This window comes from Pseudomonas sp. ES3-33 (genome assembly GCF_000952175.1).
Lineage (GTDB): Bacteria > Pseudomonadota > Gammaproteobacteria > Pseudomonadales > Pseudomonadaceae > Aquipseudomonas > Aquipseudomonas gregormendelii.
In genome coordinates this window covers 1-26,267 of sequence record NZ_JZRI01000108.1, presented here as the reverse complement: position 1 = coordinate 26,267, position 26,267 = coordinate 1, and the positions used below count along the sequence as shown (strand labels likewise).

25 protein-coding genes and 2 pseudogenes are annotated in these 26,267 nt (G+C 61.0%); 17 read left to right on the top strand and 10 right to left on the bottom strand.

Annotated features, from left to right (window positions below):
* From UB23_RS18675 to UB23_RS18645, 7 genes are all read right to left on the bottom strand, one after another.
* Positions 1–427: aldehyde dehydrogenase family protein (locus UB23_RS18675; protein WP_045057627.1), on the bottom strand; the 427-nt coding region annotated here is incomplete at its 3' end.
* A 169-nt stretch (positions 428–596) separates the two neighbouring features.
* Entirely contained in the window at positions 597–1,424 is an 828-nt protein-coding gene (locus UB23_RS18670) for an ABC transporter permease (RefSeq protein WP_045060782.1), read from the bottom strand.
* Complete coding sequence (locus UB23_RS18665; RefSeq protein ID WP_045060781.1) at positions 1,414–2,361, bottom strand: ABC transporter permease; 948 nt, start codon at positions 2,359–2,361, stop codon at positions 1,414–1,416. The genes UB23_RS18670 and UB23_RS18665 overlap by 11 nt, the downstream gene beginning before the upstream one ends.
* A 1-nt stretch (position 2,362) precedes the next feature.
* Positions 2,363–3,400 carry an ABC transporter ATP-binding protein gene (locus tag UB23_RS18660; protein WP_045060780.1) on the bottom strand — a complete coding sequence of 346 codons (1,038 nt, stop codon included), beginning with the start codon at positions 3,398–3,400 and terminating at the stop codon, positions 2,363–2,365.
* Between the two features lie 201 nt (positions 3,401–3,601).
* Positions 3,602–4,753, bottom strand: a complete 1,152-nt coding sequence (gene ydcS, locus UB23_RS18655) for a putative ABC transporter substrate-binding protein YdcS (RefSeq protein ID WP_045060779.1) — start codon at positions 4,751–4,753, stop codon at positions 3,602–3,604.
* An 89-nt stretch (positions 4,754–4,842) separates the two neighbouring features.
* Positions 4,843–6,300 carry a gamma-aminobutyraldehyde dehydrogenase gene (locus tag UB23_RS18650; protein ID WP_045060778.1) on the bottom strand — a complete coding sequence of 486 codons (1,458 nt, stop codon included), beginning with the start codon at positions 6,298–6,300 and terminating at the stop codon, positions 4,843–4,845.
* 132 nt (positions 6,301–6,432) lie between these two features.
* Positions 6,433–7,347 carry a LysR family transcriptional regulator gene (locus UB23_RS18645; protein WP_045060777.1) on the bottom strand — a complete coding sequence of 305 codons (915 nt, stop codon included), beginning with the start codon at positions 7,345–7,347 and terminating at the stop codon, positions 6,433–6,435.
* 184 nt (positions 7,348–7,531) lie between these two features.
* Between UB23_RS18645 and UB23_RS18640 the strand changes: the two genes are divergently transcribed.
* The 15 genes from UB23_RS18640 (at position 7,532) to UB23_RS18570 (ending at position 23,843) form a co-directional block, all read left to right on the top strand.
* The gene (locus UB23_RS18640; protein ID WP_045060776.1) at positions 7,532–8,254 is read left to right on the top strand and encodes a tellurite resistance TerB family protein; all 723 of its coding nucleotides are present in this window, start codon (positions 7,532–7,534) and stop codon (positions 8,252–8,254) included.
* Between the two features lie 143 nt (positions 8,255–8,397).
* Complete coding sequence (locus tag UB23_RS18635) at positions 8,398–10,020, top strand: methyl-accepting chemotaxis protein (RefSeq protein ID WP_045060775.1); 1,623 nt, start codon at positions 8,398–8,400, stop codon at positions 10,018–10,020.
* Positions 10,020–10,556, top strand: coding sequence for a chemotaxis protein CheW (locus UB23_RS18630; protein ID WP_045060774.1), 537 nt, complete (start codon positions 10,020–10,022; stop codon positions 10,554–10,556). Before UB23_RS18635 ends, UB23_RS18630 begins: the two co-directional genes overlap by 1 nt.
* Entirely contained in the window at positions 10,553–11,824 is a 1,272-nt protein-coding gene (locus UB23_RS18625) for a CheR family methyltransferase (protein WP_045060773.1), read from the top strand. The genes UB23_RS18630 and UB23_RS18625 overlap by 4 nt, the downstream gene beginning before the upstream one ends.
* Positions 11,821–12,504, top strand: coding sequence for a chemotaxis protein CheW (locus tag UB23_RS18620; RefSeq protein ID WP_045060772.1), 684 nt, complete (start codon positions 11,821–11,823; stop codon positions 12,502–12,504). Before UB23_RS18625 ends, UB23_RS18620 begins: the two co-directional genes overlap by 4 nt.
* Positions 12,501–14,798, top strand: a complete 2,298-nt coding sequence (locus UB23_RS18615) for a hybrid sensor histidine kinase/response regulator (protein ID WP_045060771.1) — start codon at positions 12,501–12,503, stop codon at positions 14,796–14,798. The genes UB23_RS18620 and UB23_RS18615 overlap by 4 nt, the downstream gene beginning before the upstream one ends.
* Positions 14,795–15,805 carry a chemotaxis response regulator protein-glutamate methylesterase gene (locus UB23_RS18610; RefSeq protein ID WP_045060770.1) on the top strand — a complete coding sequence of 337 codons (1,011 nt, stop codon included), beginning with the start codon at positions 14,795–14,797 and terminating at the stop codon, positions 15,803–15,805. Before UB23_RS18615 ends, UB23_RS18610 begins: the two co-directional genes overlap by 4 nt.
* A 48-nt stretch (positions 15,806–15,853) precedes the next feature.
* Complete coding sequence (locus tag UB23_RS18605) at positions 15,854–16,855, top strand: response regulator (protein ID WP_045060769.1); 1,002 nt, start codon at positions 15,854–15,856, stop codon at positions 16,853–16,855.
* A gap of 137 nt (positions 16,856–16,992) precedes the next feature.
* Positions 16,993–18,088 (top strand): peptide chain release factor 2 gene (gene prfB, locus UB23_RS18600; RefSeq protein WP_122837662.1). Its coding sequence is split into 2 segments (ribosomal slippage): positions 16,993–17,064 and positions 17,066–18,088, totalling 1,095 coding nucleotides; the frame shifts between segments, so codons are not numbered across the junction.
* A gap of 125 nt (positions 18,089–18,213) precedes the next feature.
* The gene (gene lysS / locus UB23_RS18595; RefSeq protein ID WP_045060768.1) at positions 18,214–19,716 is read left to right on the top strand and encodes a lysine--tRNA ligase; all 1,503 of its coding nucleotides are present in this window, start codon (positions 18,214–18,216) and stop codon (positions 19,714–19,716) included.
* Between the two features lie 99 nt (positions 19,717–19,815).
* Positions 19,816–20,532 (top strand): TetR/AcrR family transcriptional regulator, encoded by a 717-nt coding sequence (locus UB23_RS18590; protein ID WP_045060767.1) that lies wholly within the window; start codon positions 19,816–19,818, stop codon positions 20,530–20,532.
* Between the two features lie 46 nt (positions 20,533–20,578).
* The gene (locus UB23_RS18585) at positions 20,579–21,133 is read left to right on the top strand and encodes a hypothetical protein (RefSeq protein WP_045060766.1); all 555 of its coding nucleotides are present in this window, start codon (positions 20,579–20,581) and stop codon (positions 21,131–21,133) included.
* Between the two features lie 35 nt (positions 21,134–21,168).
* Positions 21,169–22,446 (top strand): flavohemoglobin expression-modulating QEGLA motif protein, encoded by a 1,278-nt coding sequence (locus UB23_RS18580; RefSeq protein WP_045060765.1) that lies wholly within the window; start codon positions 21,169–21,171, stop codon positions 22,444–22,446.
* A gap of 156 nt (positions 22,447–22,602) precedes the next feature.
* Positions 22,603–23,514, top strand: coding sequence for an alpha/beta hydrolase (locus UB23_RS18575; protein WP_045060764.1), 912 nt, complete (start codon positions 22,603–22,605; stop codon positions 23,512–23,514).
* Positions 23,514–23,843 (top strand): hypothetical protein, encoded by a 330-nt coding sequence (locus UB23_RS18570; RefSeq protein ID WP_045060763.1) that lies wholly within the window; start codon positions 23,514–23,516, stop codon positions 23,841–23,843. Before UB23_RS18575 ends, UB23_RS18570 begins: the two co-directional genes overlap by 1 nt.
* Positions 23,844–23,968: 125 nt before the next feature.
* Here the strand turns inward: UB23_RS18570 and UB23_RS18565 are convergent, their stop codons facing one another.
* Positions 23,969–24,757, bottom strand: coding sequence for an OmpA family protein (locus UB23_RS18565; protein WP_045060762.1), 789 nt, complete (start codon positions 24,755–24,757; stop codon positions 23,969–23,971).
* Between the two features lie 55 nt (positions 24,758–24,812).
* Positions 24,813–25,226, bottom strand: coding sequence for a DUF4398 domain-containing protein (locus tag UB23_RS18560; protein WP_045060761.1), 414 nt, complete (start codon positions 25,224–25,226; stop codon positions 24,813–24,815).
* On the opposite strand from UB23_RS18560, the gene UB23_RS29955 reads away from it, so the two are divergent.
* The gene (locus UB23_RS29955) at positions 25,198–25,392 is read left to right on the top strand and encodes a hypothetical protein (protein WP_177328574.1); all 195 of its coding nucleotides are present in this window, start codon (positions 25,198–25,200) and stop codon (positions 25,390–25,392) included. The genes UB23_RS18560 and UB23_RS29955 overlap by 29 nt on opposite strands.
* 119 nt (positions 25,393–25,511) lie before the next feature.
* Here UB23_RS29955 and UB23_RS28710 read toward each other — a convergent pair.
* Positions 25,512–25,610, bottom strand: a pseudogene (locus UB23_RS28710) (pilin assembly protein); the annotation flags it as partial.
* A gap of 179 nt (positions 25,611–25,789) precedes the next feature.
* Between UB23_RS28710 and UB23_RS18555 the strand changes: the two are divergent.
* Positions 25,790–26,267: pseudogene (locus tag UB23_RS18555) on the top strand (hypothetical protein); the annotation flags it as partial.

Here is a 26,267-nt window from a genome sequence, read left to right as displayed (position 1 = left end):
CGATCACGCCCACCGGATCGCGGCGGATCATCGAGGTGTGGCCGGGCAGGTATTCACCGCCAGCCGAACCGCTCATGCAGCGGCTGGCGCCGGCGAAGAAACGGAACACGTCGGCAATCGCCGGGATTTCGTCATTCAGAGCGGCGCTGTAAGGCTTGCCGCAGTTGTCCGATTCCAGCTTGGCCAGCTCTTCGCCGTGGGCCTCGATGACGTCGGCGAGCTTCAGCAGCAGCAGGGCACGATCCTTCGGCGGGGTCTGTGACCAACCATCGAACGCCGCATCGGCGGCCCGTACGGCAGCATCGACCTGGGCTTCGCTGGCTTCGTTGATCTCCACCAGGACACGGCCCAGTGACGGGTTGAACACGGCTTGGGCGGGGCCTTCGCCAGTGATCAACTGGCCGTTGATCAGGAGTTTGGTTTGCATGGCATTGTCCTCTCTGAAGCAATTCTTGTTTTCAAACCGGACCTTTGTAGTAGCGAGCTTGCTCGCGATGGACGTCAACGTGACGAGGGCTGCCTGAATGCACGCGGCGCCCTCAGGTTCATCGCGAGCAAGCTCGCTCCTACAAGGGATTGTTGTGTCAGTCCTGGGATTATTTCCCGCCACTGCCCGCCACGCTTTCGCCGCCACGAGTCAGGTAATACGCGCCGAGGATCGGCAGCATGGTCACCATCATCACCAGCATTGCGACGACGTTGGTCACCGGCACGTCCCGTGGGCGGCTGAGCTGGTTGAGCAGCCACAGCGGCAAGGTGCGTTCGTGGCCGGCGGTAAAGGTGGTCACGATGATTTCGTCGAACGACAGGGCAAACGCGAGCATGCCGCCAGCCAGCAATGCCGAGCCCAGGTTCGGCAGGACGATGTAGCGGAAGGTTTGCCAGCCATCGGCGCCGAGGTCCATTGAGGCTTCGATCAGGCTGTGGGAGGTACGGCGCAAGCGGGCGATGACGTTGTTGTAGACGATCACCACGCAGAAGGTCGCGTGGCCGACGATGATGGTGAACATCCCCGGCTCGATCCCCAGCGTCTTGAACGTCGCCAGCAAGGCAATCCCGGTGATGATTCCCGGCAATGCGATCGGCAGGATCAGCATCAGCGAGATGCCTTGCTTGCCGAAGAAATCCCGCCGGTACAGCGCTGCGGATGCCAGGGTGCCGAGCACCATCGCAATCAGCGTCGCAATGGAGGCAATCTGCAGTGACAGCTTGATCGCTTCCAGCACGTCAGGGCGCGAGAACGCCACGCCGATCCACCTCAGGGTGAAGCCCTTGGGCGGAAAACTGAACGCTGCTTCTTCGGTGTTGAAGGCGTAGAGGAAGATGATCAGGATCGGGAAGTGCAGGAAAACCAACCCGCCCCAGGCTGCGATTCTTAAGCCTAATGAAGCTTTCTCCCCCTGCTTGTCTGAATTAGAGTGCATCGAAGGCCCCCAGGCGTTTGACGATAGACAGGTAAATCGCGATCAGCACGATCGGTACCAGGGTGAAGGCGGCGGCCATCGGCATGTTGCCGATCGCCCCTTGCTGGGCGTACACCATGCTGCCGACGAAGTAACCAGGCGGCCCCACCAGCTGCGGCACGATGAAGTCGCCCAGGGTCAGGGAGAAGGTGAAGATTGAACCGGCGGCAATGCCCGGGATCGACAACGGCAGAATCACCTGCATGAACGTCTGGCGCGGCTTGGCCCCGAGGTCGGCGGAGGCTTGCAGCAGCGAAGGCGGCAGCCTTTCCAGGGACGCCTGGATCGGCAGGATCATGAACGGCAGCCAGATGTAGACGAACACCATGAAGCGGCCCAGGTGCGAGGTCGACAAGGTGCTGCCGCCGACGCCGGGAATACCCAGCACGAACTGCAGCACCGGCTCCAGTCCCAGGTGCTGGACGAACCATTGCGCCACCCCGCCCTTGGCTAGCAACAGCGTCCAGGCGTAGGCCTTGACGATGTAGCTGGCCCACATCGGCATCATCACCGCGATGTAGAAAAACGCCTTGGTCTTGCCCGTGGTGTAGCGCGCCATGTAGTAGGCGATCGGGAAGGCCACGACGGCGCTGGCAATCGACACCACGATGGCCATGCCCAGGGTGCGCATGATGATGTCGAAGTTCGACGGCTGGAACAGCGCAGCGAAGTTCGCCAGGGTCAGATCGGGGGTGACCGCCATGGTGAAGTCGTCGAAGGTGTAGAAGCCTTGCCACAGCAGTGTCAGCAACGAGCCGAGGTAAATCGCGCCGAACCAGATCAGCGGCGGCACCAGCAACATCGACAGATACAGGTTGGGTCGGCGGTACAGCAGGTTGGCAAACTTGCGCAACGGCGAGCCACCCGACGGGGTTTGGGAGATAGCCAAGGTGTTCATCTCACACCCCGCCGACTGCATGGTCTTGCAGCGGGATCATTGCTTCCCTGGCCCAGCGCGCGATGATTCGCTGGCCGGTCTGGTGTTGGGCGCTGGTGTCCAGCCATTGGTTGTTGGCCTGGCTGATATTCAGGGTCTGGCCGTTTTCCAGCTTCAGTTCGTAACGCGTGGCGCTGCCCTGATATTGAATGTCGTGGAGCAGGCCACTGACTTCGATTTCGTGGCTGGCCAGCGGCCCTTCGGCGAAACGCACGTGTTCCGGGCGAATGGAAAATGGTTGTGGATGGCCGCTCAACTGTTGCGCCAGATCGCCGCGAATCACGTTCGAGGTGCCGACAAACTCGGCAACGAAAGTGGTCGCCGGCTTCATGTACAGGTTGCGCGGGGTGTCGACCTGTTCGATGCGTCCTTTATTGAACACCGCAACACGGTCGGACATCGACAGGGCTTCGGTCTGGTCATGGGTGACGAAGATGAACGTAATGCCGAGTTGGCGTTGCAGCTTCTTCAGCTCGCTTTGCATTTGCTCGCGTAACTTCAGATCGAGGGCACCCAGGGGTTCGTCGAGCAGCAACACTCGAGGTCGATTGACCAAGGCGCGCGCCAGGGCCACGCGCTGGCGCTGGCCGCCAGACAGTTGCACCGGCTTGCGTTCGCCATAGCCGCCGAGGGCGACCATGTCGAGGGCTTCTTCAGCACGTTTGAGGCGCTCGGCCTTGCCCACGCCCTTGACCTTGAGGCCGTAGGCGACGTTGTCTCGCACATTCATGTGGGGGAACAGCGCGTAGTCCTGAAATACGGTGTTGACGTCACGTTGATACGGCGGCAGCCCGGCGGCTTCTTCGCCATGAATACGAATGGAGCCTGCGCTCGGTTGTTCGAAACCGGCGATCAGGCGCAGACAGGTGGTTTTGCCCGAGCCGGAAGGGCCCAGCATGGAGAAGAACTCGCCGTCCTGGATGTCGATGGAAACCCGGTCTACGGCTTTCACTTCGCCGAATAGACGGGAAACGTTGGTGAACTGGACTGCAAGCGTCATGGTGCGGTGCTCCGAAAAGGCGCGCTTTCTATAAAAATTGAATCGGTGGTGTTATCGAAAAAACCGTCCGAACGCGGCTCGCGCCTGCGGCAGCTCCTACGGGACTTGCAGAAGACGCCATATTTGTAGTGCCTGCGGTCGGCGTGGGAGCTGCCGCAGGCTCGGGCCGCGTTCGGACGATCTATTGATCGTGAGAGAGTGTTATCTGCCGCCCATTATCGCGATGTAATCCTGGGTCCAGCGGCTGTACGGCACGAACTTGCCGCCTTCAGCCTGCGGGGTTTTCCAGAAAGCGATCTTCTCGAACTGGTCGAAACCGTTGGTCTTGCAACCTTCGGCGCCCAGCAGCTCGCTGCCCTGGCAAGCGGCAGGTACGGCTGGCAACGAACCGAACCAGGCGGCTACATCGCCCTGGACCTTCGGTTGCAGCGACCAGTCCATCCATTTGTAGGCGCAGTTGGGGTGCTTGGCTTCGGCGTGCAACATGGTGGTGTCGGCCCAGCCCGTGGCGCCTTCTTGCGGGATGGTGGAGGCGATAGGCTGTTTTTCGTTCATCAAGCCGTTGACCTGATAGGGCCAGGCGCTGGACGCGACCACGCCTTCGTTCTTGAAGTCACTCATCTGCACGGTGGTGTCGTGCCAGTAGCGGTGGATCAATGGCTGCTGGGCGCGGAGCAGATCGAGCACTGCCTTGTACTGGGTTTCGGTGAGTTCGTAGGGGCTCTGGATGCCGAGTTCCGGCTTGGCGGTTTTCAGGTACAGCGCCGCATCGGCGATGTAGATCGGACCGTCATAGGCCTGCACGCGACCCTTGTTGGGCTTGCCGTCCGGCAGGTTTTGCGCGTCGAACACCACGTTCCAGCTGGTAGGCGCGGTCTTGAATACGTTGGTGTTGTACATCAATACGTTCGGGCCCCACTGATACGGGGTGCCGTAGGTCTGCTTGTTGACCACGTACCACGGCGCATCCTTGAGGCGCGGGTCGAGGCTTTTCCAGTTCGGGATCAGGTCGGTGTTGATTGGCTGCACGCGCTTGCCCACGATCAGGCGCAGCGACGCATCACCCGACGCCGTCACCAGGTCGTAACCGCCCTTGGCCATCAGGCTGACCATTTCATCGGAGGTTGCGGCGGTTTTCACGTTGACCTTGCAGCCGGTTTCCTTCTCGAAACCGGTCACCCAGTCATAAGCCTTGTCGCTTTCGCCCCGTTCGATGTAGCCGGGCCAGGCCACGATATCCAGCTGGCCTTCGCCGGCACCCACGGCTTTCAGCGGTTCGGCGGCCTGGATGGAGGCACTGGCCAGCAACGCGGTGGTGATTGCACTGAGCAGTGCGGTCTTGTGCACGAACATGGGGTTTCCCTCTTCTTTAATTATGGTCGGGGCAGTTTTAACGGGGTCAAGCCAATGCCTTTACGGCTAATTGTTAGCGTAGTGCGCTTTTATAAATGCTGTCCGTGGCGAGCCATGATGTGCCGTACCACGCTGTAGTCCTGAAGCGAATCGCTGGACAGGTCCTTGCCGTAGCCCGAACGCTTCAGGCCGCCATGGGGCATTTCGCTGACCAGCATGAAATGACTGTTGATCCAGGTGCAGCCGTATTGCAGGCGTGCGGCGACCTGCATGGCCTTGTCGAGATTTTGCGTCCACACCGAAGAGGCGAGGCCGTATTCCGAGTCGTTGGCCCAATCCACCGCTTGTTCCAGCTCCTCGAAGCGGGTCACGGTCACGACCGGGCCGAATACCTCGCGCTGGACGATTTCATCGCTCTGTTTGCAGCCGGCCAGCAGGGTTGGCTGGTAATAGAAGCCGGCACCGGAATGCACGGCCGCGCCGGTGACGCGTTCGATATGCGGTTGGCCGAGGGCTCGTTCGACAAAACTGGCCACGCGATCACGCTGGCGGGTGCTGATCAGCGGCCCAATCTCGTTATCGGCATCGCGCTTGCCGGCGAAGCGCAGGCTGCTGACGGCGGCGCCGAGTTCGGCCACCAGGCGGTCGTGAATCCCGGCCTGTGCATAGAGGCGGCAAGCTGCGGTGCAATCCTGCCCGGCGTTGTAGTAGCCATAGGTGCGCACACCTTCGACCACGGCCTGGATATCGGCGTCGTTGCAGACGATCACCGGTGCCTTGCCGCCGAGTTCCAGGTGTGTGCGTTTCAGGGTTTTCGAAGCGGCCTGGAGTATTTTCTGCCCGGTGACAATATCGCCGGTCAGCGACACCATGCGCACTTTGGGGTGGCTGACCAGGTGACTGCCAACGCCTTCGCCCCCACCGCATACGATGTTGATCACGCCGCGCGGCAGGATCTCGGCCAGGGCAGGGGCCAGGGCCAGGATCGACAGCGGCGTGTGTTCGGAAGGCTTGAATACCAGGGTGTTGCCGGCGGCTAGGGCAGGGGCGATTTTCCACGCGGCCATCATGATCGGGTAGTTCCAGGGCGCAATCGACGCCACGACGCCGATCGGATCGCGTCGCACCATGCTGGTGTAGCCCGGCAGGTATTCGCCGCTGAGTTGGCCGGTCTGGCAACGCACGGCGCCAGCGAAGAAGCGGAACACATCAACCGTCGCGCTGAGGTCATCCTGGCGGGCCAGGTGCAGTGGCTTGCCGCAGTTCAGCGATTCCAGGCGGGCCAGCAGGTCGGCGTTTTTTTCGATGGCGTTGGCGATATCAAGGAGCAGCACCGAGCGCTGTTGCGGGGTGGTACGCGACCAGGTGCCAAAGGCGCGATGGGCCGCAAGGATGGCGGCTTCGACCTGCTCGGTGCTGGCTTCGGCAATGTGGGTCAGCACTTCGCCGGTAGCCGGGTTGAGAATCGGCTCGACAAAGCCTTCGCCCGCGACCAGTTCGCCGTCGATCAATAACGCGGTGAAGATCGGAGTCTGCGCGCCAGCCATTTTTCGGGTTCTCTTTTCTTGTGTGGCCATGGTGCTCCCAGCGACTGGGGCCCGGCCGTCTTATATAGATGTAACAAGACTAGTCTGAGGCCCCGAGGTCGACAAATACTAAATACTGAAGGTGGCGTTCGATTAAATAGATGGCTTGCGCCCGCCGTGGGGTTGTTCGCGGGCGACGGTCAGAAACGGGTCGACCAATGGAGGGCGGGCCGTACCGCGCCGCCAGGCCAGGCCGACGTCCAGGGTCTGGCTGAGATCGGCGATGGGGCGGGCTTCAATGATGTCGCCCTCCAGCGACCATGGGCGATAAGTCATGTCCGGCTGGATCGAAACCCCCAATCCGGCGGCGACCAGGCTACGCACCGCCTCGGTCGAGGCGGTTTTCAGGGTGATCCGCGGTTGCAGGCCGGCGCTGCACCACAGGCGCTGGGCGTTACGGTCCATTTCGTCAACGTTGAGCTGGATCAGCGGCTCGCGTGCGACGTCGGCCAGGTTGATGCTGTCGTGTTCCAGCAGTGGATGCTGGGCCGGTAACCAAAGGCGGTGGGGCGAATGGGTCAGGACCTCGGTCTGCAAGGCGTGGCGATCCTCCAGGTTGGAGAGAATCAAAACGCCGACATCAATCTCGCCGCTGACCAGCAGATGCTCGATATAGGGCCGTTCGTCTTCCATCACGCGCAGTTCCACGTTGGGGTAGGCGCGCTGGAAGCGAGTGAGCAAATCAGCCAGGTAGTAGCCGGCGACGAGGCTGGTCACGCCAATGATCAACTGCCCGGCGACCTGGTCGGTGCTCTGTTGCAGGCTGCGCTTGGCGTTGTCCACGGTTGCCAGGATCAGGTGCGCCTGGCGCAGGAACTGGTGCCCCTGATGGGTCAGCGTCATGCCCTTGGCATGGCGGTTGAATAGGCCGACGCCAATCTCCTGCTCCAATTGCTGGATGGCCAGGGTCAGCGTTGACTGGGAAATGAACGCGGTTTGCGCGGCGGCCGAGATCGAGCCGGTTTCGGCCACTGCAATGAAATGACGGATCTGACGCAAGGTCATCATGAAGAATTACCCGGTGGGCGTTATTTTTAGATGAGCTGGAGTGTATATCTTTTTTTCTGATGGTCAGCAGGACGGTCTGTGTAAGCACGCAACATTCCGAAGCACTCTCTCTGGCGGTCTTCGGGCACTTTCGCTCTAGGCTGATGGCCTTATTTGTCCATAGACCGAATGTTTGGAGGCACACATGATTACCCGTGGCTTACTCGATCAATTGCTCAAGTCCGGGCAGGACCTGCTGCAAAACAAGGCCGGAGGTTCCCACAACAAGTCATCCAGCGGCGGGCTGGGCGGTTTGCTCGGTGGTTCCGGCAAGTCGTCCGGCCTCGGCGGGCTGCTGTCCGGCGCCGGTGGTGGCGCTCTGGCAGCGGGCGCCATGGGTCTGTTGATGGGTAACAAGAAGGTGCGCAAGGTTGGCGGCAAGGTCGCCATCTATGGCGGCCTCGCGGCGCTCGGTGTTATTGCCTACAAGGCTTATGGCAACTGGCAGGCCCAGCAGGGCACGGCACCGAAGCAGGAACCGCAAACCGTGGACCGGGTGCCGCCCGCCCAGGTTGAGGAACACAGCCAGGCGATCCTCAAGGCGCTGGTGGCGGCGGCCAAGGCGGATGGTCATGTCGATGAGCGCGAACGTGAGCTGATCGAAGGCGAATTCACCAAGCTCGACAACGATCAGGAATTGCAGCACTGGTTGCACGCCGAGCTCAACAAGCCGCTGGACCCTGCAGACGTTGCCCGCGCCGCCAGAACCCCGGAGATGGCGGCCGAGATGTACATCGCCAGCGTGATGCTCGTGGATGAGGAAAGCTATATGGAGAAATCCTACCTGGAAGAACTGGCTCGCCAGCTCAAACTCGAACCGGGTTTGAAGGTTGAACTGGAAAAGCAGGTGCGCCAGGCTGTCGTGTAGGGTCTGGCTCGCTGGCGTGGTCATTTGCAGTCACGCCGCCTTCCTCATTCATCGGGATGAGAATTGGTCTGCATCTGTCTTATAAATGAAACAGCGCCCTCAGCTATACTCGGCAGCATTTGATATGGCTCCGAGGACTGACTGTGAAGAACTGGACGTTGCGCCAACGCATTTTGGCGAGCTTTGCGGTAATCATCGCCATCATGCTGCTGATGGTCATTGTCTCCTATTCCCGTCTACTCAAGATCGAGGAAAGTGAGGCCAGCGTCCGTGAAGATGCGTTGCCGGGGGTGTATTACAGCTCGATGATTCGCGGCGCCTGGTCCGACAGTTACCTGCATATCCAGCACATGCTCGGACTCAAGGAGGGGCAGGGTGTCAGTGCTGCGGACGAGGCCGAGTTCAATGCCTTCGAGGCCCGTTTGCTGGAGCAGATGAGCAACTACCAGGGCACTTTCACCACGGATGAGGACAAGATCGAGTACGCCACCTTCGAAAAACTGCACCAGGACTACAAGAAAACCCTTGCCGCAGTGCTCGACTTGCACAAGCGCAATCAGGAGGTCGAGGCGATCCGTCTGTTCGACGAGCAATTGACCCCGGCCTGGAAAGCCGGGCGGGTCAAGCTCAATGACATCATTCGCCAGAACAAGGCAGTGGCCGACCAGGACATCATCGCCATCGATAACGCGGTACTCACGGCCAAGATCATCATGGGCATCTCGCTGCTGATCGCAGTACTGGCCGCCGGCCTGTGCGGCCTGCTGTTGATGCGCGCCATCATGGCGCCGATGAACCGCATTGTGAACATCCTCGAAATCATGCGTACCGGTGACCTCAGCGGCCGTCTCAACCTGGATCGCAAGGATGAGTTTGGCGCCGTCGAAACCGGCTTCAACGACATGATGACTGAACTCACTGCGCTGGTGTCGCAAGCCCAGCGCTCGTCGGTACAGGTGACGACTTCGGTGACCGAGATCGCCGCCACGTCCAGGCAGCAGCAGGCCACGGCCACCGAAACGGCGGCCACCACCACCGAGATCGGCGCGACTTCCCGGGAAATCGCCGCGACGTCGCGGGACCTGGTGCGCACCATGACTGAAGTCTCCTCCGCCGCCGACCAGGCCTCGGTGGCGGCGGGTTCTGGCCAGCAAGGCCTGGCGCGCATGGAAGACACCATGCATTCGGTGATGGGGGCTGCCGACCTGGTCAACGCCAAGCTGGCGATCCTCAATGAGAAAGCCGGCAACATCAATCAGGTGGTGGTGACCATCGTCAAGGTGGCCGACCAGACCAACCTGCTGTCGCTCAACGCCGCCATCGAAGCGGAAAAAGCCGGGGAATACGGCCGCGGGTTCGCCGTGGTCGCCACCGAAGTCCGGCGCCTGGCGGACCAGACTGCCGTGGCCACTTACGACATCGAGCAAATGGTGCGCGAGATCCAGTCGGCGGTGTCGGCGGGTGTCATGGGCATGGACAAATTCTCCGAGGAAGTGCGCCGCGGCATGTCCGAGGTCCAGCAGGTCGGCGAACAGCTGTCGCAGATCATCCATCAGGTCCAGGCGCTGGCGCCGCGGGTGCTGATGGTCAACGAAGGCATGCAGGCTCAGGCCACCGGCGCGGAACAGATCAACCATGCGCTGGTACAGCTGGGTGATGCCAGCAGCCAGACAGTCGAGTCTCTGCGCCAGGCCAGTTTCGCCATTGACGAACTTAGCCAGGTGGCTGTGGGCTTGCGTGGCGGCGTGTCGCGATTCAAAGTCTGATGAGCGAACTCGCAAGTAGACGCGCCGCCGTGGCGCCGGCAAAGCAGTCCTTGTTTCTGGTGTTTCGCATCGGCGACGAGCGCTATGCCTTACAAGCGATCGACGTGGCGGAAGTACTGCCGCGCGTGCCGCTAAAGCCAATTGCCAAGGCGCCGGCCTGGGTGGCCGGAGTGTTTGCCTATCGTGGCGCGGTCGTGCCGGTGATCGATCTCAGCGCGCTGACCTTCGGTCGACCGGCACAGGCACGTACCAGCACGCGGCTGGTGCTGGTGCACTACCGTGCTGATGAGACCGCGCCGGCGCAACTGCTCGGGCTGATCCTCGAGCAGGCCACCGACACCCTGCGCTGCCATCCTTCGCAGTTCCAGCCATATGGCCTGGACAATCGCCAGGCGCCGTACCTCGGGCCGGTGCGCGAAGATGCCCAGGGTTTGCTGCAATGGGTACGGATCGCCGACCTGCTGGACGACTCGGTGCGCGCGCTGCTGTTTCCGGCCCAGCCTCTGGACCCGGCGCTGCATGAGGAGCGGTCATGAGCAGCGATCAGCGGTTTTTCGACTTCCTCAAGGAACGCATCGGCCTCGACGTGACATCGGTGGGGCCAGCCATCATCGAGCGCGCCGTGCGCCAACGCAGCACCGCCAATCATGCGCTGACCGCCGACGACTACTGGCACCGCCTGCAGGGCTCGCGGGACGAGCAGCAGGCGCTGATCGAAGCCGTGATCGTGCCCGAGACCTGGTTCTTCCGTTACCCGGAATCCTTCGCCACCCTGGCGAAGCTGGCGGCCACGCGCCTGGCGCAAATCAACAACCTGCGCGCCCTGCGGATTCTCAGCCTGCCTTGCTCAACGGGCGAGGAGCCGTACTCGATTGCCATGGCGCTGCTCGACGCCGGCCTCAAGCCGCATCAGTTCAAGGTCGAGGGCATGGATGTCAGCCCACTGTCGGTGGAAAAAGCCCGGCGCGCGGTGTATGGCAACAATTCGTTTCGCGGCCAGGACATCGAATTTCGCGAGCGCTATTTCACCGCTGAAGACGAGGGCTATCGCCTCGACGAGCGAGTCCTGGACCAGGTGCGGCTGCAGGTCGGCAATCTGCTCGATCCGGCCCTGCTGGCCAACGAGCCCGCCTACGATTTCGTGTTCTGCCGCAACCTGCTGATCTATTTCGACCTGCCGACCCAGCAACAGGTCTTTGAAGTGCTCAAGCGCCTGACCCACGTCGACGGCGTGCTGTTCATTGGCCCCGCCGAAGGCAGTCTGCTGGGACGTTTTGGCATGCGCTCGATCGGCATCCCGCAGTCCTTTGCGTTCAGTCGCCAGGCGGCGCCCGAGCCGGTTGCGGCTTTCCTGCCAACCGTCCTGCCAACCCCGCAGGCCCAGCGCCAGCCGGTGAACTACGTGGCGCCAGCGCGTCCCCGACCCTTTGCAACCGTGGCTCCCGCGCCGCGGGCGGTAAAAACACCGCCGTCGGACGCCGCCGCTTTGTTGGTGAACATCGCCGAGCTGGCCAACGAGGGCAAGAGCGCCGAGGCCCGCGCTGCATGCGAGAGCTACCTGCGCAGCCACGAACCGGTGGCGCAGGTGTTCTACTGGCTGGGTTTGCTCAGTGACATTGCCGGCAGCGCCCTCGAAGCCCAGGGTTTCTATCGCAAGGCGTTGTACCTTGAACCGCAACATCCCGACGCGTTGATGCACCTGGCGGCCTTGCTGCAATCCCAGGGCGATACGGCGGGGGCCAGACGATTGCAGGACCGCGCCGCGCGCAGCGAGCGCGCCGCTGACAGTGAGCGTAAACGATGAACGCCTCCGACACCTTGAGCTTCACTCATGCAGATGCCCAGGCCATCGACGACTGCTGGAACCGCATCGGGGTCCACGGTGACAGGTCCTGCCCGCTGCTGAGCGAGCATATACATTGCCGCAATTGTGCGGTGTATTCCGCTGCCGCTACGCGCTTGCTCGACCGCTACGCGCTGCAGCAGGAAGATCGCGGACAGGTTTCCAGTAGCGTCGAGAGCGACGTCAAAACACGTTCGCTGCTGATGTTTCGCCTCGGCGAAGAATGGCTGGGGCTGGCCACTCGCACGCTGGTGGAGGTGGCTCCGATGCAGGCGATTCACTCATTGCCGCATCAGCGTTCCCGGGCTTTGCTGGGCGTGGCGAATGTACGCGGCGCGCTGGTGGCGTGCCTGTCGCTGGTGGAGTTGCTCGGGCTCGACACTGCCGCTGTTGCGGTCCCCGGCGCGCGCACCATGCCGCGCATGTTGATCATCGCCGCGCACGGTGGGCCGGTGGTGGTGCCGGTGGACGAAGTGGACGGCATCCATGCCATCGACGAACGGGTCCTGGAAGCGGCGTCCCGTTCCGGCACCCAGGCCAGCAGCAAATACACCCATGGTGTCTTGCAGTTCAAGGGTCGCAGCCTGCGTTGGCTGGATGAAGAACAATTGCTGTCTGCGGTGACCCGGAGCCTGACATGACCCCCGAACAGATGCGCGATGCCTCGCTGCTGGAACTGTTCAGCCTGGAGGCCGAAGCCCAGACCCAGGTACTGAGCACCGGCTTGCTGGCACTTGAACGCGACCCGACCCAGGCTGATCACCTGGAGTCGTGCATGCGCGCCGCCCACTCGCTCAAGGGCGCGGCGCGGATCGTCGGCGTCGATGCCGGGGTCAGCGTGGCGCACGTGATGGAAGACTGCCTGGTCAGCGCCCAGGAAGGCCGCCTGTACTTGCGCCCCGAGCACATCGACGCCTTGCTGCAAGGCACTGACCTGTTGATGCGCATCGCCACGCCCGATAACGCACCGGGCATTGCGGACATCCAAGCTTACGTCGCGCTGATGGGGCTGTTGCTCGATCCCATGGCGCTCGCGTCCCCGATCAGCACGCCCATTGCGCCGTTCATGGCCGAGCCGGAACCCGAAGCGCTGGCGCCGGTGATCGAGGTCCCGGTTCCGGTGATCGAGCCACTGCCTGTTGCTCCCGCCGAACCCCCGGTGAAAAACCGCCGCACCACCGATACCGGCGAGCGGGTCCTGCGGGTCACGGCGGAACGCTTGAACAGCCTGCTCGACCTGTCGAGCAAGTCCCTGGTGGAAACCCTGCGCCTGAAGCCGCACCTGGCCACCATGCAGCGCCTCAAGCGCGTGCAGGGCAACGGCTTGCGCGCCCTGGAAAACCTCAATGCGATTCTCAAGGATCAGGGCTTGAGCCTGGAAGCCCAGGAAGCCCTCGACGATGCTCGTCGGCTCCTGGCCGAATCCCAGCAACTGCTGGTGGAGAAAAACGCCGAACTGGACGAGTTTGCCTGGCAGGCCAGCCAGCGCGCCCAGGTGTTGTACGACACCGCGCTGGCCTGTCGCATGCGCCCGTTCGCCGATGTACTTGCCGGACAGGCGCGGATGGTCCGCGACCTTGGTCGCAGCCTGGGCAAACAGGTGCGTCTGGAGATCGAAGGGGAGAAGACCCAGGTCGACCGTGATGTGCTGGAAAAGCTCGAAGCGCCGCTGACGCACCTGTTGCGCAACGCTGTCGACCATGGCATCGAAACCCCCGAGCAGCGCGTGCTGGCGGGTAAGCCCGCTGAAGGTTTGATCCGCCTGCGCGCCTCGCACCAGGCCGGCCTGCTGGTGCTGGAGCTCGGCGATGACGGTAGCGGCGTGGATCTGGAGAAAGTCCGGCGCAGCATCATCGAGCGCCATCTGTCCCCGGCCGAGACCGCCGCGCAGTTGAGCGAAGAGGAGCTGCTGACGTTCCTGTTCCTGCCGGGCTTCAGCCTGCGCGACAAGGTTACCGAAGTCTCCGGTCGTGGTGTCGGCCTGGACGCGGTGCAGCACATGGTCCGCCAGTTACACGGCGCGGTGGTGCTGGAGCAGACGGCGGGCGAGGGCAGTCATTTCCATCTTGAAGTGCCGCTGACGTTGTCCGTGGTGCGTAGCCTGGTGGTGGAAGTCGGTGACGAGGCGTATGCCTTTCCGCTGGCGCACATCGAGCGCATGTGCGACCTCGAGCCCGCGGACATCGTACAGGTCGAGGGTCGCCAGCACTTCTGGTACGAAGGCCGGCACGTCGGCCTGGTGGCGGCCAGCCAACTGTTGCAGCGCCCTGCCAGCCAGGGCGGCCAGGAGACGCTAAAGGTCGTGGTGATCCGTGAGCGCGAGGCCATTTATGGGGTGGCCGTGGAGCGGTTCATCGGCGAGCGGACGCTGGTAGTCTTGCCGCTGGATGAACGCCTGGGAAAAGTGCAGGATATTTCCGCCGGAGCCCTGCTCGATGACGGTTCGGTAGTACTGATCGTCGACGTCGAAGACATGCTGCGATCCGTGGACAAACTGCTCAATACCGGGCGCCTGGAGCGGATCGCGCGCCAGGGTAATCAGGTCGTGGAGGCCGCTCGCAAGCGTATCCTGGTGGTCGACGACTCCCTGACCGTGCGCGAATTGCAGCGCAAGTTGTTGCTCAATCGTGGTTACGATGTCGCCGTCGCGGTCGATGGCATGGATGGCTGGAATGCCCTGCGCTCGGAGGATTTCGATCTGCTGATTACTGACATTGACATGCCGCGCATGGACGGCATCGAGCTGGTGTCTTTGTTGCGGCGCGACAACCGCCTGCAATCGCTGCCGGTGATGGTGGTTTCCTACAAGGATCGCGAAGAGGATCGCCGTCGTGGACTGGACGCTGGCGCCGACTATTATCTAGCCAAAGCCAGTTTTCATGACGATGCCCTGCTTGATGCAGTGGTTGAGCTCATCGGAGGAGCACGGGCATGAAAATCGCAATCGTCAACGACATGCCCATGGCGGTAGAGGCCCTGCGCCGCGCCGTGGCCTTCGATCCGACGCACCAGGTGATCTGGGTCGCCAGCAATGGCGCCGAGGCAGTGCAGCGCTGTGCCGAGCAGACGCCGGACCTGATCCTGATGGACCTGATCATGCCGGTCATGGATGGCGTCGAGGCCACTCGCCGGATCATGGCCGAGACTCCCTGCGCCATCGTGATCGTCACCGTCGACCGCCAGCAGAATGTGCATCGGGTGTTCGAGGCCATGGGACACGGCGCGCTTGACGTCGTCGACACCCCGGCGCTCGGGGCCGGAAACGCCCAGGAGGCCGCTGCGCCTTTGCTGCGCAAGATCATCAACATCGGCTGGCTGATTGGCGACAAGGGCAACCGCGAGCGCCCGGCCCCCAACACGTTGCGCACCTCCGGGTCGCGCCAGCGGCTGATCGCCATAGGTTCTTCCGCTGGCGGGCCCGCGGCGCTGGAAGTGCTGCTCAAGGGCCTGCCGCGGGATTTTTCGGCGGCCATCGTGCTGGTCCAGCATGTCGACCAGGTGTTCGCCGCCGGCATGGCCGAGTGGCTCAGCAGTGCCAGCGGCCTCAATGTGCGCCTGGCCCAGGAGGGCGAGCCACCGCAAAGCGGCACGGTGCTGTTGGCCGGCACCAACCATCATATTCGCTTGTTGAAGAACGGCACCCTGGCGTATACCGCCGAACCGGTCAACGAGATCTATCGGCCCTCGATCGATGTGTTTTTCGAAAGCGTGGCCAGTCACTGGAATGGCGATGCGGTCGGGGTTTTGCTTACAGGCATGGGGCGCGATGGCGCACTGGGGCTTAAACTCATGCGTCAGCAGGGCTACCTGACGATCGCGCAGGACCAGCAAAGCAGTGCGGTGTACGGCATGCCCAAGGCGGCTGCAGCCATCGACGCGGCGGTAGAAATTCGTTCGCTGGAAAAGATAGCGCCCCGATTGCTGGAGATTTTCACCAAATGAAGACCTTCATCCGCATTCCGGGCCCAGGCAGTACTCAGGTGATCGCACATGAATGATTTACAGCTCGACGACTTCAAGACCGATGAAAACGCCGCCATGGTGTTGCTGGTGGATGATCAGGCGATGATCGGCGAGGCAGTGCGACGCGGCTTGTCGCACGAAGAAAACATCGACTTCCACTTTTGTGCCGACCCGCACCAGGCCATTGCCCAGGCGATGCGCATCAAACCGACCGTCATCCTGCAGGACCTGGTGATGCCCGGCCTCGATGGCCTGAGCCTGGTGCGTGAGTACCGCAATCACCCGGCGACCAAGGACATTCCGATCATCGTCCTGTCGACCAAGGAAGACCCGTTGATCAAGAGCGCGGCGTTTGCCGCCGGCGCCAATGATTATCTGGTCAAGCTGCCGGACAATATCGAGCTGGTGGCGCGCATTCGTTACCACTCGCGGTCCTACATGACCCTGCTGCAGCGGGACGCGGCTTATCGGGCATTGCGCGTGAGCCAGCAGCAGTTGCTCGACACCAATCTGGTGCTGCAACGCCTGATGAACTCCGATGGCCTGACGGGGCTTTCCAACCGCCGGCATTTCGATGAGTACCTGGAGCTGGAATGGAGAAGGTCGGTGCGTGACCAGACCCAGTTGTCGTTGCTGATGATCGACGTCGACTACTTCAAGTCCTACAACGACAACTTCGGCCACCTCGAAGGCGACGAGGCCCTGTGCAAGGTCGCCCTGGCGATCCGCGATGCAAGCTCCCGGCCGTCCGACCTGCCGGCCCGCTACGGTGGCGAGGAGTTTGCCCTGGTGCTGCCCAACACCTCCCCTGGCGGTGCCCGGTTGGTCGCGGAAAAACTGCGCCAGACCGTTGCGGCCCTGAAAATCCCGCACATCGCACCGGCCGAAGGCTCCAGCCTGACCATCAGCATCGGCTTGTCGACCATCACGCCGGAGCACGGCAGCGACTGCCGGCAACTGATCCTGGCGGCGGACAAGGGGCTGTACCAGGCCAAGCACAATGGGCGCAATCAGGTGGGTATCTCGTAATGTGGGACCAAGCCCGCTCCCACTGGGACAAGCAGGGCAAATCATTCACCCTTAAAGCCGCCAGGCGGGCTGCCGTGACAGCCTGATTACGGTATACTCGCCGGCTTTCAAAAGTTCGCCAACGAGTGCCGCCCGCCATGGAAATCAACCCGATCCTTAACAGCATCAAGGACCTGTCCGAGCGCTCCGAAACTATTCGGGGGTATCTTTGACTACGATCAAAAGCATGAGCGTCTGACCGAAGTCAATCGCGAGCTTGAAGATCCGAGTGTCTGGAACAACCCTGCCTACGCCCAGGAACTGGGGCGCGAGCGCTCCCTGCTGGCGCAGATCGTAGAAACCCTCGACGAGATGCACTCGGGCCTGGCTGATGCCAAGGACCTGCTGCTGATGTCCGCCGAGGAAGAAGACCAGGCCGCCGTCGATGACGTTGCCGCCGAAGTCGAGCGCCTGCGCGAGTCCCTGGAAAAACTCGAATTCCGCCGCATGTTCAGCGGTGAGATGGATGCCAACAACGCCTACCTGGACATCCAGGCCGGCTCGGGTGGTACCGAGGCCCAGGACTGGGCCAACATCCTGCTGCGCATGTACCTGCGTTGGGCTGACAAACGCGGTTTCGACGCGACCATCATGGAGCTGTCCGCCGGTGAAGTCGCCGGGATCAAGGGCGCAACCGTGCATATCAAGGGCGAATACGCCTTTGGCTGGCTGCGTACCGAAATCGGCGTGCATCGCCTGGTGCGCAAGAGTCCTTTCGACTCCGGCAACCGTCGCCACACCTCGTTCTCGGCCGTTTTCGTTTCGCCGGAAATCGATGACAACATCGAAATCGACATCAACCCGTCGGACCTGCGCATCGATACCTACCGCTCCTCCGGTGCCGGTGGTCAGCACGTAAACACCACCGACTCGGCCGTACGTATTACCCACGTACCGTCCAACACCGTGGTCAGCTGCCAGAACGAACGTTCCCAGCACGCGAACAAAGACACCGCGATGAAAATGCTGCGGGCGCGCTTGTACGAGCAGGAAGTGCAGAAACGCAACGCTGCCTCGCAAGCCCTGGAAGACACCAAGTCGGACATCGGCTGGGGTCACCAGATTCGCTCCTACGTTCTGGATGCGTCGCGAATCAAGGATTTGCGCACTAACATCGAGCGCAGCGACTGCGACAAGGTGCTCGACGGCGACATCGACGAATACCTGGTAGCGAGCCTGAAACAAGGCCTGTAACACGTGCAATACGGGATCGCCTGAAAAAACGCGGCTCCTCCGGGAGCGGCGGTGCGGCGATCCGACTTGCCCGCGATCCCAAGCCGCAGGCTGTGGACAATGAACCTGATGGAATACTTAAAGACATGAGCGACCTAGAACTCGACCCGCAAGCCCTGCAACAGGAAGAAAACTCCCTGATCGCCCTGCGCAAGGAAAAGCTGGCTGCCGAGCGCGCCAAGGGCAATGCCTTCCCGAATGACTTCCGCCGCGACAACTACTGCGAAGACTTGCAGAAACAGTACGCGGACAAGACCAAGGAAGAGCTCGCAGAGGCTGCAATTCCGGTCAAGGTTGCCGGTCGCATCATGCTCAACCGTGGCTCGTTCATGGTGATCCAGGACATGTCCGGGCGCATCCAGGTCTACGTCAACCGCAAAACCTTGTCTGAAGACACCCTGGCCGCGGTCAAGACCTGGGATCTGGGCGACATCATTGCCGCCGAAGGCACCCTGGCGCGTTCCGGCAAGGGCGACCTGTACGTCGAAATGACCAACGTGCGCCTGCTGACCAAGTCCCTGCGCCCGCTGCCGGACAAGCACCACGGCCTGACCGACACCGAGTCGCGCTACCGTCAGCGCTACGTTGACCTGATCGTCAACGAAGACGTGCGCCAGACGTTCCGCATTCGCTCGCAAGTCATCGCCCACATCCGCAGCTTCCTGATGAAGCGCGACTTCCTCGAAGTCGAAACGCCGATGCTGCAGACCATCCCGGGCGGCGCGGCGGCCAAACCGTTCGAAACCCACCACAACGCCCTCGACATGGACATGTACCTGCGCATTGCGCCGGAACTGTACCTCAAGCGTCTGGTGGTTGGCGGTTTCGAGAAGGTCTTCGAGATCAACCGCAACTTCCGTAACGAAGGCGTCTCGACCCGTCACAACCCTGAATTCACCATGTTGGAGTTCTACCAGGCGTACGCCGACTACGAAGACAACATGGACCTGACCGAAGAACTGTTCCGCGAACTGGCACAGCTGGTCCTGGGCAGTACCGACGTGCCTTATGGCGACAAGGTGTTCCACTTCGGCGAGCCGTTCGCGCGCCTGTCCGTGTTCGACTCGATCCTCAAGTACAACCCTGAGCTGACTGCAGACGACCTGAACGACATCGACAAGGCCCGTGCCATCGCCAAGAAAGCCGGCGCCAAGGTGTTGGGCTTCGAAGGCCTGGGCAAACTGCAGGTGATGATTTTCGAAGAGTTGGTCGAGCACAAGCTGGAGCAGCCGCACTTCATTACCCAATACCCGTTCGAAGTGTCGCCGCTGGCCCGTCGCAACGACGACAACCCGAACGTCACTGACCGTTTTGAGCTGTTCATCGGTGGCCGTGAAATCGCCAACGCCTACTCCGAGTTGAACGATGCGGAAGACCAGGCCGAGCGTTTCATGGCGCAGGTGGCCGACAAGGACGCCGGCGACGACGAAGCCATGCACTACGACGCCGACTTCGTTCGTGCGCTGGAGTACGGCATGCCGCCAACGGCGGGTGAAGGTATCGGCATCGACCGCCTGGTGATGCTGCTGACCAACTCCCCGTCCATCCGCGACGTGATCCTGTTCCCGCACATGCGGCCGCAAGCGTAAGTGTTTTAATCAAAAAGCCGCCTACCAGGGCGGCTTTTTATTGCCTGTCTGGTACAAACGTATCAATTTATTGCTTTCATCTGAGAGGAAAGACCTGTCGTGAATCGTGCAATGGCTCAAGAAGGTGCAGCGGGTATCGCCACTGCGGTTGCTGAAAGCGTTCAGTACCAGGGTCGCAAGGCCAGCCGACAGGGCAGCGAACAGCGTCGACAGGACATTCTCGATGCAGCGATGCGCATTGTGGTGCGTGATGGAGTGCGGGCCGTACGTCATCGCGCAGTGGCTGCCGAAGCGGCCGTGCCATTGTCGGCGACGACCTACTATTTCAAGGACATCGATGACCTGCTCACCGATACCTTCGCCCAGTACGTGGAACGCAGCGCGGCTTTCATGGGCAAACTGTGGGTGAACAACGAGGGGCTGCTGCGCGAGATGGTGGTCAGTGGCGACGGCAGCCCGGAGTCGCGCTCGCAACTGGCCGACGATATTGCGCGCCTGATGGCAGACTATGTGCATCGCCAACTGGTCAATCGTCGCGAGCACCTGATGGCCGAACAGGCGTTCCGCCAAGAGGCACTGCTGAACCCGCGGCTGGCGGAACTGGTGCGCTCGCATCAGCAGATTCTGCTGCAGGGCAGCTGTCAGCTGTTTCAGGTATTGGGGTCCCGCGAGCCACAACAGGACGCCAAGGTGTTGACGGCGATTATCGGACGGATGGAATATCAGGGCCTGCTGAACGCTGCCGAGCCTGACGCAGAGGCTGAAATGCTCGGTATCCTCAACCGTTACATGCACCTGGTGTTGGCGTCGGTGTAAAGCGCGCCCCCGGGGCTCGGTGGTGTGATTTCATAGGGAGTATTGAATGAAAACCTGGCGTGTCGTTGTGATCGCCTTGTCGTTTCTGTTGCTCAGTGGCTGCCTGGTGTCCTTCAAGGAGCCTTTGCCCCAGAGTGATCCCGCGCCCAAGGGGCTGTTGGGCAAATGGACCAGCACCAATGCCTGGGGCGAACCCATGAACCTGGAGCTGACGCGCATCGGCAACAATCGTTACCAGGCGGTCAGCTACTTCAAGGCCAGGCCCAAGGCGCGCGAGGCCTATCCGTTTACAGTGTCCCGCCATGGCGATCGCTGGTACCTGTCGGCGAAGGTGCCGGCACAATTTGGCGGCCACTTCCTCATCGCCGGCTTTGAACTCAACGAGGAGCGCGAACTGGTGGTCTACAACCTCGACCTGGATCAGATAAGCCAGGCCATGGGGCAGAAAACCCTCAACGGCCAGGGCTTCCAGACGGATGATGGTGATGGCGTACTGATCAACAACAGCATGCCCGAGGTGTTTGCCTACCTCGACAACCCGGCCAACTCCGACGTGTTTGTCGAAGCCGTGCGCTACCAGCGCTTGGCCAACGCTAAATAAACCCAGCACTAACGGTTTTACTACAGGAGTTTCGGGTGGACGATTACCAGCAGACGATACGCATTTTGTCCGATCGAATTGTGCTGGCGCAGACACCGATTCGCGTCCTCGACGCGGTGAAGTGGGACGAGGGCATCCGCAAGGGTTTCCTCAAGGCCAAGGGCAAGGAGATGCCGGCGGTAGACCGTGATTACTACCTCAATCGGCCGCTGTCTTTCGACTCCAGCAAAGTGAAACTGGAATTCCAGAACATCGAACGCGACATCACCCGGCAGCTGGGCCAGTTCAACCCGGTCGGCCAGATCATGCGGCGCATGTGCAAGGAATACCGCATGGTGGTGCGCATGCTGGAAGCCCGCGGTACCGAGGACTTCGGGTTAATTTCCCAGGAGCTCTATGGCGCTGCCTCCGATGCGTTTCACGCCGGCGACCCGACCTTGTCCGACCTTGGCTTGATGCTGTCGGACTACCTGAACAACATCGACGGTCGTGGCGATCTCAAGGACGAGCCTAAAATCCTAACCGCCAAGGACGCTGTGAACCTGCTGCAAACCCGCCTGAGCAAAGTGTTCGGCGAGGCCGAGGAAACCATCAGGGTGTTCGAGTCCGATGGCATTGTCGCGGACGCGGCGGCCGGCGCGGATTACATTAAGATCCGCACCGATGCGATGTTCAACGAGCGCGACGTGCGCGCGCTGGAAGTCCATGAAGGGCTGGTGCATGTCGGCACCACCCTCAATGGCCTGAACCAGCCGATCTGCACCTTCCTCTCCAAGGGCCCGCCGTCATCGACCGTGACCCAGGAAGGCCTGGCGATTCTGATGGAGATCATCACCTTCGCCTCCTACCCGAGTCGCCTGCGCAAACTGACCAACCGCACTCGTGCCATCCACATGGTGGAGGAGGGTGCCGACTTCCTGCAGGTATTCGAGTTTTTCCGCGAGCAAGGCTTCGAAATGGCCGAAAGCTACGGCAACGCCAGCCGGGTCTTCCGCGGCTCGGTGCCGACCGGCCTGCCATTCACCAAAGACTTGTCCTATCTCAAGGGCTTTATCATGGTTTACAACTACATTCAGTTGGCCGTGCGTAAAGGCAAGCTTGAGCAGGTGCCGCTGCTGTTCTGCGGCAAGACCACCCTGGAAGACATGCGCACGTTGCGTCAGCTGGTGGATGAAGGGCTGGTGGTGCCGCCAAAATATCTGCCGGAGCAGTTCCGTGACATGAACGCGTTGTCTGCCTGGATGTGCTTCTCCAACTTCCTCAATCACTTGAGCCTGGACCGGATTGAAGCGGATTATTCCAACATTCTCTGAGAACACCACCCGCTCCTGTGGGAGCAAGGCTTGCCCGCGATGACCATCTGACATTCAGCGCTGTGGTCTACTGACACAACGCTATCGCGGGCAAGCCTTGCTCCCACAAGATCGGTGATGAATTCCACACTTCTTTGTTACGCGGGACTTCAACGGATGAGAATCCTCGGCATCCTCTGCCTTCTCCTGACCCTCGGCGGTTGCAGCTCGCTGCTGTTCTACCCTGAGCCCGGTCAACTGTTCACCCCGGCAAAAGCCAAGCTCGACTACCGTGAAGTCACCCTGGTCACTGCCGATGGCCTCAAGCTGAATGCCTGGTGGCTTCCGGCGAAGCAAGGCGTCGAGGTCAAGGGCACGGTGCTCCATCTGCACGGCAATGGCGGCAATTTGCCCATGCACCTCGGAGGCAGCTGGTGGTTACCGCAAGAGGGTTACCAGGTATTGCTGCTGGACTATCGCGGCTATGGCCTTTCCGAAGGCGAACCGAGCCTGCCGGCGATCTACCAGGACATCGACGCCGCCTTCAAATGGCTTGACCAGGCGCCTGAGGTCCAGGGTAAGCCGTTGATCCTTTTAGGGCAGAGCCTCGGTGGTTCAATGGCGGTGCATTACCTGGTCCAGCATCCGGAGCGCCAGAAGCAGCTCAAGGCGTTTGTGCTCGACGGTGTGCCGGCCAGCTACCGCAGCGTCGGGCGTTTTGCCCTGAGCAGTTCCTGGCTGACCTGGCCCTTGCAGGTGCCGTTGTCCTGGCTGGTGCCGGACGGCGACAGCGCGATCAACTCCATGGCGCAGCTCGATGGCGTGCCCAAATTGATTTACCACAGCATCGACGATCCGATCGTGCCTCTTTCCAACGGCATCCGTCTGTATCAAGCTGCGCCGCCGCCGCGGGTGCTGCAACTGACCCGGGGTGGGCATGTGCAGACCTTTGCCGACCCGGTCTGGCGCAAGGTAATGCTGCGCTACCTTGACGATCCGCAACATTTCGACGGCCTGCGCCGCTTGGGCGAAATCCCGAATTACCCGGCGCCCCCGAATTCTGAAGATGAACCACCAGAGAGTCCGTAATGAGTGAAGAACGTAACGCCATCCCGCTGATCATCACCGGTATCTGCAGCATCCTCGGCACTGTGGGTGCCCTGTGGTGGTACGGCTACCTGCACTTTGCCAAACCCGAGGATGCACTGCTGCTGAGCGAGTTCACCATGCTCAAGACCGTGCCCGGCGAAGACTACAAGATTTCCCTGCAGCCGGCCGCGCAAGTGGCCCAGTGCATCGATGGCGTGCTGGTCATGTTCGACACCGAGCAGAAAGGCCTGACCGGCGTGCTGGTAGACAACAAGAAGAAGGCAGTGCGTTGTGTGGGCGGGGAAACTCCGCAAAAGCTCGAACCCTGACGCCCTCGCCAGCTGCAACAACCCCGTAGGAGCTGCCGCAGGCTGCGATCTTTTGATCTTTTGATCTTCAACAAAAAGCCCCGCCTGATCAGATCAGGCGGGGCTTTTGTGTCACTGCGTAAAGCTTAGTTAGCGCTGACGGCCGAGCGCGGCATGACCGGCTGGTTGTCATTGGAAATGGTCACTTCAACACGACGGTTCATGGCACGGCCCGAAGCGTTGCCGTTTTCGGCAACCGGGTATTCCTTGCCATAACCCTGAGCAACGATGCGCGCTGGATCAACGCCCATTTTCACCAGGGCAGTGCGCACGGAAGCCGCACGGCGCTCGGACAGCGACTGGTTATGCGACGCGGTACCGGTGCTGTCGGTGTAGCCTTCGACGATCACTTTACGGTCCGGGTTTTCCTGGAGGAACTGAGCCAGTTTGTTGATGTTGACCAGGCCGCTGGATTTCAGGTCGGCACGGTCGGTGGCGAACAGCACGTCACCGAAGGTCACCAGCGTACCGCGATCGGTCTGCTTGGCGTTCAGGCTGTCCTGCAGCTGCTTGATCTGCGCGTCACGGGCATCCAGACGAGCCTGGGCACGTTGGGCCGAAGCGTTTTTCAAGTTGGCTTCGGCGGTGCGCAGGGCGATGGTCTGCTTCGCCACTTCGACGCGCTGGTTGGTCAGGTAAGCCAGCTGATCGACTTTCGACTCGTCTTCCTTGTTCAGGTAAGCCTTGTCTGCCTTGTCCAGGTAGTCACTGGCTTCCTTGGTTTCCAGCGCCGCTACTTTACTGGCCTGCGGGTTGGTTTGCAGGCCGGTGTAGTTGGTGCGGGCGTTTTCCAGGTTCGCGTTAGGCGGAGTGGAGCAGGCTGCCAGTGCAACGCTTGCGGCCAGGAGAGCGGGGATCATCAATTGTTTACGCATAATAAGTCGTCCTTTCTATCGATTAGAGCTTCAGGTCTGGGGTCTGGATGCGCGCTTACTGCACGGTGCGCTGGCTTTCCTGACGCAATTCCTGAACACCTTTCTGAGAGTCCTTGACTGCCTGTTCGGCCTTCATTGCCTGCGCTTTGCGTTCCGCTACACGGGCGTCCCACTCGGCTTGTTCAGCCAGAACCTTGGCTTCGGCGTACTTCTTGTCATGCATGGCCAGCTCGGCCTGCTTGAGTTTGTCCTGAGCCGATTTCATTTCCACGGCTGCGAATTCGGTACCGCCGGCGCTGACGGCGCTATTGACGGCCGATTCAGTCACGGCGAACTGCTCGGTCGGCGGATTGCCTGCGCAACCGGCCAGAACGAAGCTGGTGCCGATTGCCAGTGCAGCCATTTTCAGACCGCGCAGGTGAGTAGACGAGGATTTGGCGATGCTGGTCTTCATGGTCTTCAACTCCATTGGAAATGCTCCTGAAAAACTTGAAAATCCATCCTGGGCATGGAGCCGTACCGTCGATGTTAAGAGGCGTTTTGAAACGGCCGTCCCAGGCGTGGTTACTGGGTACGACCCGAGCGCTTTTTCAAAAGTTCAGAAGAGATGGCCAATCGCCGGAAAAAATACCTGACCAATTGGTCATGGTTTTGGAGGTGGAACTTTGTGGGGGGCGCAGAGGTATTCTCGGGCTAATGTGGGAGCGAGCAAGCCCGCTTCCACAGGGATCACCTGCATTCTCGGGAACGATGATCAGTGTTTGGGCTCGTCGCCACCGCTCGCCAGATCATGCAAATACCTGCGCGACAGCGCCAGGAAACGTGGGGTCGGGCCGACGTCTTCGGATATAGGTTATACAAAGGAAAATTTCGTGGCCGAGGTTGTCCCTCACAATCCAGCTCAGTCCAAATCGGTCGAGGGTAGTGGTCGTATCCGGGCGGCAATCCCAGCACCATTACTTGGTGTGCTTGAGCGTTCGATGTTAAAACGCCTGTACAGGATTCCGCTCATACGATAGCGAGTTATGAACGATGGCACCACGGAAGAACAGAGCACCAAAGGTTGTTGAAGAAGGAATCAGCGTAAGCACCCGCGACGACTTTTCTGATGTGACTAAGATTGAGCTGCTTGTGAGAGCGGCGAACCTCTGTTCGCGTTGCCATGTCTTCACGATTGGCTCCACAGATGCTGGTGACAGGAAAAATAGCATTGGTGTCGCTGCACACATTTGTGCGGCTGCGAGTGGGCCGAGTGCCAAGCGGTTTGACGCGAGCCAAACGAAAGCCCAGAGAAGACATTTCGATAACGGTATCTGGCTTTGCTATTCGTGCTCCAAGCTGATCGACAACGAAGAGACATTTCACACAGTAGCTCATTTGAAGGAAATGAAGGCCCGCCATCAAGTCTATGTGTCTGGATGGGTCGGTGTAGTGCCAATGGCACCATTCGAAGCCAAATCTGAAATTCGTGCGGAGATTCTTGAAGCAACCATCTCCCTGATTACAAAGG